We start from the raw sequence: 14,600 nt of genomic DNA, 5'->3' as shown, positions 1-14,600 counted from the left end.
TTGTGATTTTGTTGTGATGATTGGCGTATGTAGTCTTGCTAGCTATATATCTTTTATATAAGACACTGCTTCATACACGGTATCAAAACTTTTGTCCGCCTCCCCCTCCAAATGCTCCCCATAGCCACAGCGCACCCATAGTGCATTTACCCCTGCGTTTTTGGCGGATTGTATGTCTAGTATGGTATCGCCTATCATATATACTTTTTGCTTAGGCGTGATAGGTAGCAGGCTAAGCGCACGCAAAATCGGCTCTGCATCAGGTTTTGGCTCGCTTACATCTTCGATACCGATGACTACACTAATATATTTTAACAGCTCAAAATTCTCCAAAATCTGCTTTGAATAAAGCCCTGTCTTTGTCGTTACTACACCTAGATTTGCAAACTTACTTGCCATTATCAATGCTTCTCGCACTTGTGGATATAGCCTAGATTGCTCTATGCAGATTCTGCGGTAGTGGTTTTTGTAGCGCGTTATGCGCGATTGGATTTCGCTCTCCTCATAGCCTACGCGCAAAAACATTTCCCCCAAAGGCAACCCTATCATTTTTCGCACTTCTTCTATGCTTGGGGTGCGTGATTTTATCCCCTCTTCTTCCTCACACGCCCTGCAAAAGCTCGCATAGATTCCCTCCAAAGAATCTAAAAGTGTCCCATCTAAATCAAATAAAATAATCTTTTTTTCTTGGGTGGTATGCGCGTTTTTATCATTTGGATTTTGTGGCAGGGGATTTTGATGAGCGATGATTTTTGAGGTATCGTTTTTAGGATTTTGGGAGGGCATATCAGGCTTTAGCTCGATTTTTTCATTTGTAGATTTTGGCATATTTTCAGGGGATAGCTCAAATGTATCTTGCGGGATTTTATCGCTTGGATTTTGGTTTAGATTTTGGCTTATTTTTGGTGCAAAATCTTGCCTAAAATCTTTTTTTAAATCTTGTTGCAAACCCTCTTTGAAAGTATTTTTCAAACCCTCTTTTAAATTTTCTTGCAAACCCTCATCTTTTGGATTTTTAGCAATGTTTTTTGCCTCATTATTTTTCGCATTTTTGTTGCTTAAAAACTTATCTAAAATACTAGGCATAATTTTTTCTCCTTTTCCATAATGTCGCACCGCTAGGAATGCTACCTGAAAAAATGCCATACCTCCACTCATAGCACATCACTACAAACGCCACTACAAACGCGCACGCTTGGGACAATGGATAGCTAGCCCACGCACCCCCTATGCCATAGATATGACTTAGCGTAGGCAGCAAAATCGCCAAAAACAAAATCGTATAACAAATCGTAATGATAAAAGAGCTTAGCGTGCGTTGCACGGATTGCAAAAATATCGCACATACGATATTTATCCCAAAAATAACATACCCCGCATAATACACATTCATAGCGTTGATAGTTTTTTCTAGCAGGGCATTATTTGACGCATTTGCAAAATCTAGTGATTCTTTTTGCAAAAATAGCTCCACTAAATGCCTATCAAATCCATAAAAAAGCGCGTATATACATAAGCCTATGGTTACCACCATAAAGCAGGCAAAAACAAATGCTTTTTTAAGTCTATCAAAATTCCCAGCCCCGTAGTTAAAGCTAGCGATTGGTTGGAGGGCTTGAGATATGGATAGCAAAATCGTAAAAAACACGATTCCACAATACATCATAATGCTATAAATTTTTACCCCCTCATCGCCTGCGATTTGGAGAAGTGTTACATTAAAAAGTAGCATTACCACCGCAGCAGAGGCTTCAGAGACACTCTCTGGGATACCGCTTTTTGATGAAGAGATAATCGCAGCAAAGGAAAATCTAGGGATAAAAAACAACTTGCCTTTGCGCAAGAAAAAATGACTAACAAGCACGATAAAACCTATCGTATGTGCGCTAACTGTGGCAAGTGCGCTACCTTCTATCCCCATATCGCATACAAATAAAAATACATAATTTAGCGCGATATTGCTAGCAGAGCCTACTATCATCGCAATGCTAGCAAGAATGGGGCGTTTGTCATTGATGACAAAAATATCGCATAATGGGTGCAAAATCAACATAGGCGTGCCGATAAAAATAATGCGAATGTAGCTAAAGGCAAGCTCTTTTATCTCGCTTGAGATGGGTTTATCCGCTGTGAGTGCGGTGATGATAGAATCTGCAAAGCAAAATCCAACTATGCCAATAAGCACCGAGCTAATCGCCACAAAATAAAAAATCGAACAAAAAACAAGCCTAGCCCTATATCCGTGGTCTTTGCCCAAAAAATACCCCACAATCGCCGCTCCACCAAATCCAAACAACAATTCATACGCAATAAAAGCAGGGAAAATAGGCCAGCAAATGCCAATCGCAGCCAAGCCATTTTCGCCTACCTTTTTGCCGACAAATATGCCATCTACCGTGGAATATGTAGAGAGTGCTAGCATCGCAAGAAGTGCAGGGATAAAGTAGTAAAAAAATAATCTAGGGATAGAATCTGTTTTTAAATCGATTTTAGATTTTGGGGCGGGGGGTTGCGCGTTTTTGTGAAAATCTGTTTGCTCTGTGCTATGAGTTGTATTCATTATGTGTGTCCCTTTTTGTATGGCTTTAAGCAAGCCAAACGATATGCACGCCAATATGCGCTGATATGTGAGCTAATATATGCGCTAGGTTTGTCAAATTATAACCAAAACTCTAAAAATGAACGCTAATAATATTATTTCTAGCGTTGTTGATTCTATGATTTTATGATTTTGTTGATTTGTAATGTGCTTAAATGTTGGTAAAATTTTGATTTTGTCTTTTGTGAGTTGCAAATGCGTGTTTTAAATGTGAGTTGCAAATGTCCATTGTAAATGTGTGTTGTAAAATAAAAAAATTTTGCCTCATATTTTGTGCTTTATAAGGATTATTAAGGAATGTGTAATGACACAGCAAACTAACCATAAAAAAACAAAAAAAACAGCAAAAATGCCCATTAAATGTGCGATTGTAGGGTATGGGTATTGGGGTAGAAATGTGCTAAAAGCGCTTTGCAATCAGCATAGATTTTGCCTAAAAGGTGTGTATGATAGCGACAAAGTACAGACTCAAAACGCGCTAAAAGATTTTGCTACCCTAAAATCTATCAAAGCAAAATCTAATGCCCCAAAAAATTTGGATAATTTGCAAAGCCCATATCAAAATCCAAAAAACTTGCTAGATTCTAAAATATCTATCAAGGCATACAACTCTTATGAAGAGATTTTGCACGATAAACAGATAGAAGCGGTTTTTATCATCACGCCACCAGATACGCATTTTGCCCTTGCTTCTTTGGCATTGCAAGCGGGCAAACATACATTTGTAGAAAAGCCACTAGCCACAAGCAAAAAAGACGCACACGCACTTTATTCGCTAGCAAAAAGCCAAAATCTAACACTTCATTGCGACCATATTTTTTTGTATTCTCCTGCGGTGAAATGGCTAAAACAAAATCTAGCTAGCTTTGGTGAGATACTCTATGTGGAGGCGCGCAGAATCAATCTAGGGCTTTTCCAAAATAGCGTAAATGTGGTGTGGGATTTGGCATTGCACGATTTAAGTATTTTAGATTTTCTTTTTGGGCTAGAGATTTTATCACATAGCGTGCATTGCAAATGTTATCAGGGGTTTGAGGCATTGGCAAATATACAGCTAGAGTGCAAGACATTTAGCGCAAATATTACCGCTTCGTGGCTATCGCCTATAAAATCGCGCGAAATAATGATAGGCGGGACGAAAAAAAGCGCGATTTATGATGAGACAAAGGCACAAAAAATCGCGCTTTTTGATTGTGGGGTGGTGGTGAGTGATAGCGTAGAGAAATCCTCTCTATACCAAAAAATGGTGCGCTATCATCTAGGAGAAGTAAGCTATCCTAGCATAGATGAGGAGTTGCCACTTGATGCTTCTATCCGCGCTTTTTTTGCGCAGATACGAAGTGGAGGCAGTGATAAATGGCTACAAAAACATACGCTACGCGTGCTAGACGCGCTAGAGCGGATTTGCCCCAAAAATCAAGGCTAAAATCTATTTATTTATGCTCTATTTGGGTATGAAACTCATCAGTATTGTATTTTAGCAATGCGATGAAGCGATAAAAAATATGCACAAATTTAGAATAAGGCATCATCACAAAAAACGCTAGCACGCTACTTAGATGAAAATATAGCATATATGAAATCAAAAAAGTCTCTTTTAGCACCATAAGGGCTAGCCCGCTAAAACTAGATACAAAAAGCATAACAATAAGTGCGTAATCCATCGAGATGGAGTTTTTATCTTTGATTTCCTCATCTGCTTCGATTTTGGCAAAAAGTAGTCCTATCGTGCCAACGCATAGCATTATCCCGCCTATAAAGCCAAAGATTTTGGGGGCTTGGGTAAAGTCATACGGGGCGTGCAAACCTAAACAATGCGTCCAAACTGCGCCTAAATTTGTCGCTATAAAGCAAAACAAAAATCCGTAGGCGGTTAAGTGATGATAGATTTTGCGTATGTTTGTTCGCTTGTCGTGTGGGTAGGTGCAACCCTCATCTTTGTGCCCACCTAAATATTTTAAAAAAATCGTATTTTTTATGCTTTGCAAAATCGCTTTTATAGGCACTTTTGGCAAATCTATCGACTTGGCAAATCTAACAGAGCTAACCGCCAAAGCCAAACAGCTAAAAGCCCCCACAACCCCAAAAACACCTACCATATAGTCATAAGGAATCACCGCAAAAAAATCGCCCCTATGGCTTATGCTAGCGTATTCAAAACCGCTTGCAAGCACAAATCCTAAAAATAGCGCAAACAATAAAACTACGCTTGTAAGAAAAGCATTTTTATCAAACGCACGACTTAAAAAACCTAAAAATGCGTATTTTTTGTAGCTCTCTTGGCGGATAGTGGCAAACTGCTGTGGGATAGAGACATTAAACTCGTGTGGCGGGGCGTATTGGCAGTCATAAAAGCATTCGCTACATTGATGACAAAGATTTGCTAGATAGTCCATATCACGCAAATCAAATTCTCGCTTTTTTTCCATCGCAGGAAATACCGCGCACAATCCCTCGCAATAGCGACAAGAATTGCAGATTATGCACGATTGCAAAGCGTCAGTGTAGTGCTGCTTTGTGGCTAAATCTAGCGGGGTTGTTTGCCATTTTGTATGTTGGCTAGATTCTAGTTTGTGAAATGCGCTTATGCCTATGGTTTTGTTAAATGTGATTTTGTTAGATTCTTGCATTGTGCGTCCTTTTGTTGCGTTGTTTTATTTGTGTGTTAGGGCGACTTTTGCAGCACCCTCCCCGCATAGTCGCCCAAAAACCGAGCCGATACTCATACCAAATCCAGCTACATAGCCTTGTGTGAGGATATTTCCTGCCATTATCTCCCCTGCGGCAAAAAGATTGCCAAAGAGCGAATCATCATCTTTATGCACTTGCCCATCCATATTGACTTTGACGCCCATATAAGTGAATGTTACCCCCGGGCGCAACGGATAGCAATAATACGGCGGGGTATCGATTTTTAACGCCCAATGTGTTTTTTCGATGCGTAGCCCTTGCGTGTGGCAATTATCCTGTATTGTGTGGTTAAACTCGCCATCTATGACTTTTTGGTTATATTCTTTGATAGTGTTTTCTAGCTCTTTTTCATCGATGCTCATAGATAGATTTTTGTCATTATTTATCTTGCTTGCAAGACTAGGGATAGAATCCGCTACGATAGGCGGAAAGAGTGATGGCATATACGCGCTTTGGACTTTAGAATCCGTGATAGAATACGCGATTTGCCCCTCTTGCTGTGCCACTAGTCGCCCCCATATCGCATATCTTTTGGGCCAAAAATCCTCCCCCTCATCATAAAATCTTTTTCCCGCAGAATTTACTACGATTCCAAGCGATACACAATCTACCCTTGAAGCGATACCCCCGTCATATTTGGGCGTGCGCGCGTCTATGGCTACCATATGCCCTTGTGTGGGGTCGCCTATGATTTTGGCATTGATATTTTTTAGGGCGTTTAGCATTTTGCCTTGATTAAACTTTGTCCCACGAATGATAAAATTTCTAGCGCATTCTCCCCACGCATTTTCAAGCATTTCTAAGTTTGACTCAAAGCCTCCACTTGCGATTACAAAGGCTTTTGCGTGGAATCTAATTTGTGTATTTTGCACTTTGTCAAGGACTAGCACTTCGCTTATATTTTCACTAGAATTAGATTTTAGCTCCAATGCCTCATACTCATAAAAAATCTCTATCCCTAGATTTTCTGCGGTGTGATAGTAGGCATTTACTAGGCTTTTGCCCCCGCCCAAAAAAAACGCATTTGTGCGCCCAAGATGGAGTGTGCCTCGCATAGATGGCTGGAATCTAACGCCATTTTTTTTAGCCCATTCTACGATTTGAGGGGTTTTTGAGATGACAAAGCGGGCGTATTTTTCATTTGTCTGCCCTTTGGTAACCTTAAAAACATCATCAAAAAACTCATCTTCGCTATAAGTAGAGGTAAGCACATCTGTTGGGGCATCGTGCATAGAGCGTAGATTTCGCGTGTGCTGGGAGTTGCCGCCGCGCCATTTTTTAGGCGAGCTCTCTAGCAGGGCGATTTTTAAGCTAGAATCTTGCTCCTTTGCACTTATCGCAGCGCATAACGCGGCATTGCCTCCACCGATGACTACTATGTCAAAATCCCTAGATTCCATTTTCTCTCCTTACATATCGCATTATCGCTATGGCATTATTGATTTTTGCTTGCGTTTATAGATTTTGCCTAAAATCTATAAAAGCAAGTTTGGCATTTGGCAGTTATTCTGTGGGGGTTTTTGGGTTGTTTCGCTCATAGATTCCACCTTTTTTAAATAGAATCAATGCCGAAATAAATGAGCAAATCGCAGCAAAACTAAGCCACAATGCAGGGCTAGCTTTGTTTCCTGTGTATTGTATTAGGATAGTTGCCATAGTGGGGGTAAATCCGCCAAAAATCGCAACCGCTAGCGAATAAGAAAATGAAAATCCAAGAGCTTTGACTTGCTTTGGCATTATCTCTGATAGAGAGACTATCATCGCGCCATTATACGCGCCAAAAATAAAGCTAAACCATAGCTCAACTAGCACTAGATTGGTAAAAGAGACATTATTTACAAGGAAAGTTAGCATAGGATACGCGCTAATCATTCCTAAAAATGTCATTGTTAGCAAAATCGGTTTGCGACCGATTTTGTCCCCCAAAAACCCTGACACAGGTAGCCAAAAAAGATTGCTAACGCCCACAATCGCCGTAACGATAAAGCCATCAAGTCGCGTGAAATTTAGGATATTTTTGACATAAGTTGGGGTGTAAGAAGTGATGAAATAAAATGTAACTGTCGTCATCATCACAAACATAATGCCTAGAATGATAATAGGGTAGTTTTCAAGCATATTTTTGACAATCGCACCGATATTTTTGCCTGCGTTGTGCTTGCTTAGCTTATCTTTAAACTCTGGCGTCTCATCTAGCGTCCTACGAATATAAATGATAAATGGAATCACAAGACAACCGATGATAAAAGGCACTCTCCACCCCCAAGCCTCCACAAGCGCATCGCCTATGAAGTAGTGAAGCGCGATTCCTATCGCCCCTGCGAAAATCGTAGCGATTTGTTGAGAGCCACTTTGCCAAGACACATAAAATCCGCGTAAATGTTTGGGGGCGATTTCGGATAGATACACGCTAGCACCGCCTACTTCTGCGCCCGCGCTAAATCCTTGCAAAAGCCTGCCAATCACTACGATAAGCGGGGCAAAAAAGCCGATAGTATCATAGCCCGGACAAAGAGCGATTATTAGCGTGCCTGCTGCCATTATCGACAAAGTAAGCATAAGCCCTTGTTTGCGTCCGTGCTTGTCCATATACGCACCTAGCAAAATCGAGCCTAGAGACGCATAAGAAAACCTAATCCAAATGCGACAAAACTCTGCAAAATAGAGACAAACTCACTCTCCGCTGGGAAAAAGACTTTAGCGATGATAGCTGCATAAAATCCATACACGGCAAAATCATACATTTCTAAGAAATTGCCACCTGCTACTTTGCAGATATTTTTAGCATCTTGCTTTGCTTTTTGGGAAAACATTTATTACTCATTGTGTAGTTGTTGTGGTTTTTGCGCAAAAAAAGCAAGTAGATTTTGTCTATTTGCCTTTTTGCTCTGCTTTGCAGTCGCCTTGTTTGGCGTTTTTGGTTAGTTGCTGTGATTTGTTTAGAAGACAAAGCAGGGGCTTATTTTACAATTTAAATTTGTATTTGTGTTTATTTTTTTGTTTTTATAGTAAAAATAAGAAAAAATATAGCGGAATAATGGGTAGTAATTTTTTAGATTTTAGTTTTTTAGAATCTATGAATGCAAAACCTAAGAATGTGTTGAGGTTTTTAGATTTTACATTAAGTTAGATTTTAGAAGTGAGGGTTTTTTTATCAAAGCACAAAAACAATCAACAAAAATCATTTAAGAGCGCAAAATCAAAAGATAAAGTGGCGCAGCGGACGGGGCTCGAACCCGCGACCTCCGCCGTGACAGGGCGGCATTCTAACCAGCTGAACTACCGCTGCAACCATTATGCTTGTGTGTATCTGCCAAAGACAAAGATAAAACACAAAAGAAAATAAAAGAGTCGCTAAATCGTGGTGGTCGCTATAAGGCTCGAACTTATGACATCCACCTTGTAAGGGTGGCGCTCTACCAACTGAGCTAAGCGACCAGCGATTTATAAAGAAAAAGAAGGAAATGAAAAAGTGGTGACCCCTAGGGGATTTGAACCCCTGTAGCCACCGTGAAAGGGTGGTATCCTAACCACTAGATGAAGGGGCCACAACTTATTCAAATGGTGACCCGCGTTGGATTCGAACCAACGGCCCATTCCTTAAAAGGGAATTGCTCTACCAACTGAGCTAGCGGGTCAGCATAAAATCACTAGAATCTAAAATAAATCAAAGAAACACTTTTCTAAAATAATGCCTACAAACGCTATTTGCAAATACTACAAAATGCTTGCAAAATCACATTTAGAAAAGATTTAAAAAAACACTTTGCTTTTTTTGTCGCTACTTTTGTGGCTACACTCGCCACACTTTGCTACTTTCTATGATTGACATAAATCTTGCAAAAACAGCTAAAATCTAAGCAAAACTCAAGCCAACTTTGAATCCAAAATCAAAAAGCAAAATAAAGCAAAATCCAAAAAAGCAAAACGCGATTATATTGTTTTTTGTCTTATTTTGTCAAGGGGTTAGATGATTTTTAGTAGCATTTCTAGGGCTTTTTGGCAGGATTGTTCTTGGATTTGGATTCTAGTGCCTGCAAAAAAATGTTGCTCTATGAGTGGTTTTTCTCCCGCTACTTGCGCTCCTAAAAACACCGTTCCTACGGGTTTTTGAGCATTGCCCCCGCTAGGACCTGCTATGCCAGAGCTAGCTAGTGCGACTTGCGCGCCAAATCGCTCCAAAGCCCCACATAGCATTTGGCTTACTACTTGCTCGCTTACTGCGCCAAAATCCTCCAAACTAGATTCTCTAACGCCTAAAATGCGTTGTTTTATCGCATTATCATAGCTTACTACGCCACCCAAAAATACTTGAGACACCCCCGCATTGCGCGTGAAATGATATGCCAAAAGCCCACCTGTGCAACTCTCTGCTGTGGCGCACAAAAGCCCTTTTGATTTTAGTCTAGCAATAGCGATGGATTCTAGCGAGTCGCCAAAAACGACATTTGAGCCAAAAAATCCCTTGCACCACGCGACAAATTTGTCAAAATCTTTTTCATCACCAAAAATGCTAGCACATATCTCATTATCTTCCTTAGCCCTAAGATTGCATTTTTCTAGCATATCCCCACATAGCGTAATCGCACTTGCTATGTCCATATTTAGAAAGTAGATTTTGCCAAGATTTTGTTTATGGATAGGGTTTTTGTGGAGAGTGTTTTTGTTGAGAGGATTTTCGTTGTTTTTAGAAGTATTAAAATGTGTTTGATTTTGCATTATTTTTCTCTCTTTAATGTTTAAAATTTCCATAAAATTATCAGCATTCTCTACTTTTTGCCAAAATCCAAAAAAGCGTATATTTTGTTTATTTTGGTAAAAAACGCGATATTTTAACGAAAAATTTAAAAATTTAAAGTCTATTTTAAGTTATTTTTTTTATCATTTGTTTTGTATCTTAAATTTCACTTCGTGAGGAGAATGCTATGTCTGAAAAAAAAGAGACAAAAAAGGCGATTACTATTCGCCCAGAGACCATAAAGGCAAACGCCAAAGATATTTTTAAGAAAAAAACGGGGCGTCTAAAAAGGGAGTTTTATGAAAACGAAATCCAAAAACTCCAAGTCGAGCTACTTAAACTTCAAAATTGGGTAAAGAAAAACAACAAAAAGATTGTCATTATCCTAGAAGGGCGCGATGCGGCGGGCAAAGGCGGGACGATAAAGGCTTTGACCGAGCATCTAAATCAGCGTGGATTCCGCATTGTCGCGCTTGCTAAGCCCACAGAGGTAGAAAAAACCCAATGGTATTTCACGCGCTACATAGGCTCTCTGCCAAGCGGTGGGGAAATCGTGTTTTTTGATAGAAGCTGGTATAACCGCGCGGGCGTGGAGAGAGTGATGGGATTTTGCACGCCTGAAGAGTATCGCCAATTTATCTACCAAGTCTCAAGCCTTGAGCAAATGCTTATCGCAAGCGGGACAATGATATTTAAGTATTTCTTAGATGTTTCACGCGATGAGCAAAAATTCCGCATCAAACGGCGCAAAACCGACCCGCTTAGAATGTGGAAACTAAGCCCGATAGATTCTAAATCGCTAGATTTGTGGAATGAATACACGGCGGTGTTTGAAAAGATGTTTTCACGCACGCATACGCCTTATGCGCCGTGGATTATTGTGGATTCTAATGACAAAAAAGCAGCTAGAATCAATCTAGCCCGCGACCTGCTAAGCAAAATCGACTACGAGGGCAAAGACCCATCTGCTGTGTGCTTGCTCCCCGACCCTGCGATACTTCACCCATACTCTCAAGCTCCACAAGCATAAAAGGGCTTATGCCAAAAGCCACATAAAAAGGCTTTTTGATACGCCACTAGATTTTCTAGTGGCTGTTGTTTTGTCGTTATTTTTTCTTTGGTTTAATCCTAGATTTAATTTTCTTACACAAAGGAGTCAAAATGACACAAGCAACCTACTTAAATCCACTAGAATCTAACCTAGAATCTAGCCAAAACACGCTAAAATCTAGCCAAACCAAAATGCAAAGCCACAAGATTTTGCGCAAAAAACCTCTCTCTCTCTCTCTCTCGTAAAAGCCTAGCTTTTTATAGCACCTCTCTAATTTTTTGGCTAGCTTTATCACTAGCATTATTTCCCCCGCTTCAAGCCCAAAACACCGATGAGCAAATCCAAGCATTAGAAAAAGAGTTGCGACTTTTAGAGCTACAAAAGCAAGTAGAGCAGGCAAAAAAGGACAACGCTACACAACCTAGCACAACAAATGACACGACTACAAATCCTCCCGCACAATCTACGACACCAAATCAGCCGACTAAATCAACCAACCCCCCTACAACCCCTCCCAAAAAGCATTCATATTATGAGCCACCTTATGAGCGCAGTGGTTCATTTATAGGTATAGAGCTAGGGGCGGGCGAGGTCAAAGCTATCGCCAACACGCATCAAGGAAGTGGCGAGGATAAGAAAAAAGGATTTAAGTATGGGATATTGTGGGGATATAACAAATTTTTTGTCAAATACTTTGGTATCCGCGCTTATCTTAACGCAAGCGTTACACAGCCAAAAGACCAAGGCGAATACCTCTATCGGCTAAATTATGGTGCAAATGTGGATTTGCTAGCAAATTTTGTCGCTACAAATTATGTTGATTTTGGTGCGTTTGTAGGGCTTGGAGCAGGTGGGCAGACTTGGCTTTTTACAGGACAGAGCAAAGAATTGTATGATACACTAGAATCTAATGGCGTAGAAGTAAATTACACAGGATTTGATGTCGGGCTAAATGTAGGATTGCGCTCAAATATCGCACAGCATTTAGGGCTAGAAGTGGCTGCTCGTATCCCGTTTGTAAAAACAAATATATTTGATGTAAGCTATGGTGGCACATACTCAAAACTTCAAATGCAAGAGACTTACAGCATTTCTGCTAGATTGTTGTGGAATTTTTAATGCGCTAAGATTTTGCTAAGATTTTGGCGTTTTGTGGCTTTTTATTGCGCTTTTGCAAGCGCGATTTGAAATGTGCTTAGATAATTGTTGGATAAAGATTTTTGCTAAGATTTTTTCCTAGATTTTGCTAGCAAGTATTTTTTTGGCAAGACTATTTAAAAATCACTTTGTGTGCAAACTGCGTGCAAAATAGCAGTTTTTTTAAAAAAACTTAGCAATTTTTAGCGCGTTTATCCAAGAGCTAAACCATAGTGAGAGAGAATCTCTTTTGCCTCTTGCATTGCTTCATTTGTGGGCGTGGGGAGATGCGCTAGCTGGTAGTGCAAGCCTAGTTGCTCGTATTTGTGCGCGCCTAGCTGATGAAAGGGCAGGAGTTGCACTTTTTGCACGCATTGCAATGGACGCAGTAGCTCGCCTAATGCGTGGATTTTATGCGGTTGCAAAGTGTGCTCTGGCACGCAGACATAGCGCACCCACACGGGCTTGCCCACCTCCTCGCAGTAGTGAAGCGTCTTTAGCGTATTTGCCCCGCTAGCCCCCGTTAATCCCACACAATCGCGCTCATCTACTTCCTTAATATCTAGCAGAAGCATACTTGCCTCATCTATGCACTTTTTCGACTTTTTTATAGCGACACTCCCGCTCGTATCAATCGCGGTGTGAAATCCAAGCCATTTAAGCGCGACTAAAAAATCGTATAAAAACTCGCTTTGTAGCAGCGGCTCGCCCCCTGATATACTAACCCCGCCGTTTTGATAAAATCGCTTGTGAGGGATAATCTTTTTTAAAATATCTTTGAGATTCATCTCACTTCCGCTGTGTGTGTCCCAAGTATCAGGGTTGTGGCAGTATAAACAGCGCAAGCGACAGCCCTGCAAAAATAGCACGAAGCGCACACCCGGACCATCGCTCCCGCCAAAGCTCTCAAACGAATGCACGCGGGCTTTTATGTCTTTATAACGATTCAAAAAATCTTGCAAAATGATTGTTTTCAATGCCTAAACACCCTAAGTTTGAAAATTTAGACGCGATTTTAGCATATCTTTGCGTTGGTAAAATCTCAAGGCAACTTAGATTCTAGCAAAGTGGATTAAGGTGGATTAAGTTATTTTTAGCATAATTTTTGCGTGGAATTAGATTTTGCTTTTTATGCTTGCGAAATCCTCATAATTAAGCCCAAAATCCCCTAAAACTGCCACAGAGCGACTAAAGAGCCTTTTAGATTTAGCTCGTAGTAATTTAGCGCGTAGTTTATGCTAAATCGCCCTTGCAGGGCAAAAGAGCGGTTATTTAGTATATTTAGCCCTATATCGCTTAAAATCCCATTTGAGATTCCATCTTTGTCATACACGATAGAGTTATCCCCAAGCACGCCTATGCCATTACCAGAGGCATTAAAATCGCTCAAAATCCCAAGATTTACCCACCAATCAAACGCCCTAAAATCCCCGATAAATTTTACGCCTAGTATGCCATTTAGTCCATAATCAAATCTATCTTTGCTAGATTTTGTGTGAGGCAAAAACATATACTGCTCCAAACGCAAATAAGGATATATCAGCAAGTTTGATAGCCACAAATTACGCGTTTTAGTAGCGTTTTGTTTGTCAAAAGTGTCGTGAGTGTCGTGAGTGTCGTGATGGAAGGCATTTTTTAGCGCGCCTAGCTTTAAAATATAGCCTATGTCAGCATTTAGTAGCAAAGAGCTTTCATCAAATCCATTATTTGCCTCTTTTGCTATGCCACTACCTATGCCCCCCTCTACCCCTAGCAAAATCCCGCCTTTTTCACTATTTGCAAACCCTATATCAAACGCGCTAAAAAGCCCGATATGCAGGGCTTCTTCGGTGGCATTGCTTGCGCTTTTTGGTTTTAGCGATGAGTGGGCTAGATTTAGGCTATACACTCCGCGATATTTGGGATTAGAGCGGGTGTATTGTAGCTGTGTGCCGATAGTTTGGATACTAAATGTGCGCGTTTGCATAAAGCTATGCACATAGCCAATCCCAAGCGAGCTAGGATATGGCTCTAAATCCGTCCCAAACGAAGTGGCTAGACTTGTGTTTTTAGTGGAGTTGCTATCAAGGGATATGTTTTGAAATATGGTGGTAGATTTTGGGCTATTTATTTTTGTGCTATGTTGGCTAGAGGCGACTAGATGGGGTGCGTGTATAGCTAGCACACATAGCCACAAAAATGTTTTGATAGAGCGCATTTATGTCCTTAAATGTTTATAAAATAGGGCAAAAAGCATAAAATCATTTAAAAATGTGGATTATATCAAAGTTGCATTTAAGTTTTTGAAGTTTTGTGCGTAATTATTGCTTTTAGGCTATAATCACGGGTGTTTATGTTGCTTTTGGTGGCTTTTGGCTTAGTTAGGATTTGGGATAAAAATCGTG

Annotated in this window: 13 protein-coding genes and 4 tRNA genes; 4 read left to right on the top strand and 13 right to left on the bottom strand. The window is 40.4% G+C overall.

Going from position 1 to position 14,600, the window contains the following annotated elements:
• Window positions 1-42 precede the first annotated feature (42 nt).
• Together ACWIUO_RS03045 and ACWIUO_RS03040 are read right to left on the bottom strand one after the other, a co-directional pair.
• Complete coding sequence (locus ACWIUO_RS03045) at window positions 43-1,086, bottom strand: HAD family hydrolase (protein WP_454176466.1); 1,044 nt, start codon at window positions 1,084-1,086, stop codon at window positions 43-45.
• Window positions 1,079-2,560, bottom strand: a complete 1,482-nt coding sequence (locus tag ACWIUO_RS03040) for an MATE family efflux transporter (RefSeq protein ID WP_454176465.1) — start codon at window positions 2,558-2,560, stop codon at window positions 1,079-1,081. Before ACWIUO_RS03040 ends, ACWIUO_RS03045 begins: the two co-directional genes overlap by 8 nt.
• Before the next feature lie 343 nt (window positions 2,561-2,903).
• Between ACWIUO_RS03040 and ACWIUO_RS03035 the strand changes: the two genes are divergently transcribed.
• The gene (locus ACWIUO_RS03035; protein ID WP_454176464.1) at window positions 2,904-4,025 is read left to right on the top strand and encodes a Gfo/Idh/MocA family protein; all 1,122 of its coding nucleotides are present in this window, start codon (window positions 2,904-2,906) and stop codon (window positions 4,023-4,025) included.
• Between the two features lie 7 nt (window positions 4,026-4,032).
• On the opposite strand, the gene tcuB is transcribed toward ACWIUO_RS03035, so the two are convergent.
• The 9 genes from tcuB to ACWIUO_RS02990 all read right to left on the bottom strand — a co-directional run bounded on the left by tcuB (window position 4,033) and on the right by ACWIUO_RS02990 (window position 10,009).
• Window positions 4,033-5,229: a tricarballylate utilization 4Fe-4S protein TcuB gene (gene tcuB / locus ACWIUO_RS03030; protein ID WP_454176463.1), complete on the bottom strand. Its 1,197-nt coding sequence runs from the start codon at window positions 5,227-5,229 to the stop codon at window positions 4,033-4,035.
• Between the two features lie 24 nt (window positions 5,230-5,253).
• Entirely contained in the window at window positions 5,254-6,690 is a 1,437-nt protein-coding gene (gene tcuA, locus ACWIUO_RS03025) for an FAD-dependent tricarballylate dehydrogenase TcuA (RefSeq protein WP_454176462.1), read from the bottom strand.
• Window positions 6,691-6,793: 103 nt separating this feature from the next.
• A complete protein-coding gene (gene tcuC / locus ACWIUO_RS03020) occupies window positions 6,794-7,879 on the bottom strand; it encodes a tricarballylate/proton symporter TcuC (protein ID WP_454176461.1) in 1,086 nt (361 codons plus the stop codon).
• Window positions 7,880-7,902: 23 nt separating this feature from the next.
• Complete coding sequence (locus tag ACWIUO_RS03015) at window positions 7,903-8,103, bottom strand: hypothetical protein (protein ID WP_454176460.1); 201 nt, start codon at window positions 8,101-8,103, stop codon at window positions 7,903-7,905.
• A gap of 399 nt (window positions 8,104-8,502) precedes the next feature.
• Window positions 8,503-8,579: transfer RNA gene (locus ACWIUO_RS03010), tRNA-Asp, on the bottom strand.
• 73 nt (window positions 8,580-8,652) lie between these two features.
• Window positions 8,653-8,728, bottom strand: a tRNA-Val gene (locus tag ACWIUO_RS03005).
• 35 nt (window positions 8,729-8,763) lie between these two features.
• Window positions 8,764-8,838: transfer RNA gene (locus ACWIUO_RS03000), tRNA-Glu, on the bottom strand.
• 14 nt (window positions 8,839-8,852) lie between these two features.
• Window positions 8,853-8,928 (bottom strand) — tRNA-Lys (locus ACWIUO_RS02995).
• 328 nt (window positions 8,929-9,256) lie between these two features.
• Window positions 9,257-10,009 carry a CinA family protein gene (locus ACWIUO_RS02990; protein WP_454176459.1) on the bottom strand — a complete coding sequence of 251 codons (753 nt, stop codon included), beginning with the start codon at window positions 10,007-10,009 and terminating at the stop codon, window positions 9,257-9,259.
• Between the two features lie 206 nt (window positions 10,010-10,215).
• Here ACWIUO_RS02990 and ppk2 point away from each other — a divergent pair, with 206 nt between their 5' ends.
• From ppk2 to ACWIUO_RS02975, 3 genes are all read left to right on the top strand, one after another.
• A complete protein-coding gene (gene ppk2 / locus ACWIUO_RS02985; protein WP_454176458.1) occupies window positions 10,216-11,058 on the top strand; it encodes a polyphosphate kinase 2 in 843 nt (280 codons plus the stop codon).
• 131 nt (window positions 11,059-11,189) lie between these two features.
• A complete protein-coding gene (locus ACWIUO_RS02980) occupies window positions 11,190-11,324 on the top strand; it encodes a hypothetical protein (protein WP_454176457.1) in 135 nt (44 codons plus the stop codon).
• Between the two features lie 115 nt (window positions 11,325-11,439).
• Window positions 11,440-12,198, top strand: coding sequence for an outer membrane beta-barrel protein (locus tag ACWIUO_RS02975; protein WP_454176456.1), 759 nt, complete (start codon window positions 11,440-11,442; stop codon window positions 12,196-12,198).
• 230 nt (window positions 12,199-12,428) lie between these two features.
• Here the strand turns inward: ACWIUO_RS02975 and pflA are convergent, their stop codons facing one another.
• The gene (gene pflA / locus ACWIUO_RS02970; RefSeq protein ID WP_454176455.1) at window positions 12,429-13,193 is read right to left on the bottom strand and encodes a pyruvate formate-lyase-activating protein; all 765 of its coding nucleotides are present in this window, start codon (window positions 13,191-13,193) and stop codon (window positions 12,429-12,431) included.
• Window positions 13,194-13,384: 191 nt separating this feature from the next.
• Window positions 13,385-14,413: a hypothetical protein gene (locus tag ACWIUO_RS02965; protein WP_454176454.1), complete on the bottom strand. Its 1,029-nt coding sequence runs from the start codon at window positions 14,411-14,413 to the stop codon at window positions 13,385-13,387.
• Window positions 14,414-14,600: the final 187 nt, after the last annotated feature.

This window comes from Helicobacter sp. T3_23-1056 (assembly GCF_053654535.1).
The sequence above is the reverse complement of the archived record's forward strand: the minus strand, read 5'-3'. Positions and strand labels throughout refer to the sequence as shown.

Bases quoted from the DNA above. Each gene is read 5' to 3' on its own strand.
- ACWIUO_RS03015 (WP_454176460.1), bottom strand. From the start codon at position 8,103: ATGTTTTCCCAAAAAGCAAAGCAAGATGCTAAAAATATCTGCAAAGTA.
- ACWIUO_RS03040 (WP_454176465.1), bottom strand. From the start codon at position 2,560: ATGAATACAACTCATAGCACAGAGCAAACAGATTTTCACAAAAACGCG.
- tcuA (WP_454176462.1), bottom strand. From the start codon at position 6,690: ATGGAATCTAGGGATTTTGACATAGTAGTCATCGGTGGAGGCAATGCC.
- ACWIUO_RS02980 (WP_454176457.1), top strand. From the start codon at position 11,190: ATGACACAAGCAACCTACTTAAATCCACTAGAATCTAACCTAGAATCT.
- tcuB (WP_454176463.1), bottom strand. From the start codon at position 5,229: ATGCAAGAATCTAACAAAATCACATTTAACAAAACCATAGGCATAAGC.
- ACWIUO_RS02965 (WP_454176454.1), bottom strand. From the start codon at position 14,413: ATGCGCTCTATCAAAACATTTTTGTGGCTATGTGTGCTAGCTATACAC.
- tcuC (WP_454176461.1), bottom strand. From the start codon at position 7,879: ATGGACAAGCACGGACGCAAACAAGGGCTTATGCTTACTTTGTCGATA.
- ACWIUO_RS03035 (WP_454176464.1), top strand. From the start codon at position 2,904: ATGACACAGCAAACTAACCATAAAAAAACAAAAAAAACAGCAAAAATG.
- ppk2 (WP_454176458.1), top strand. From the start codon at position 10,216: ATGTCTGAAAAAAAAGAGACAAAAAAGGCGATTACTATTCGCCCAGAG.
- ACWIUO_RS02990 (WP_454176459.1), bottom strand. From the start codon at position 10,009: ATGCAAAATCAAACACATTTTAATACTTCTAAAAACAACGAAAATCCT.
- ACWIUO_RS03045 (WP_454176466.1), bottom strand. From the start codon at position 1,086: ATGCCTAGTATTTTAGATAAGTTTTTAAGCAACAAAAATGCGAAAAAT.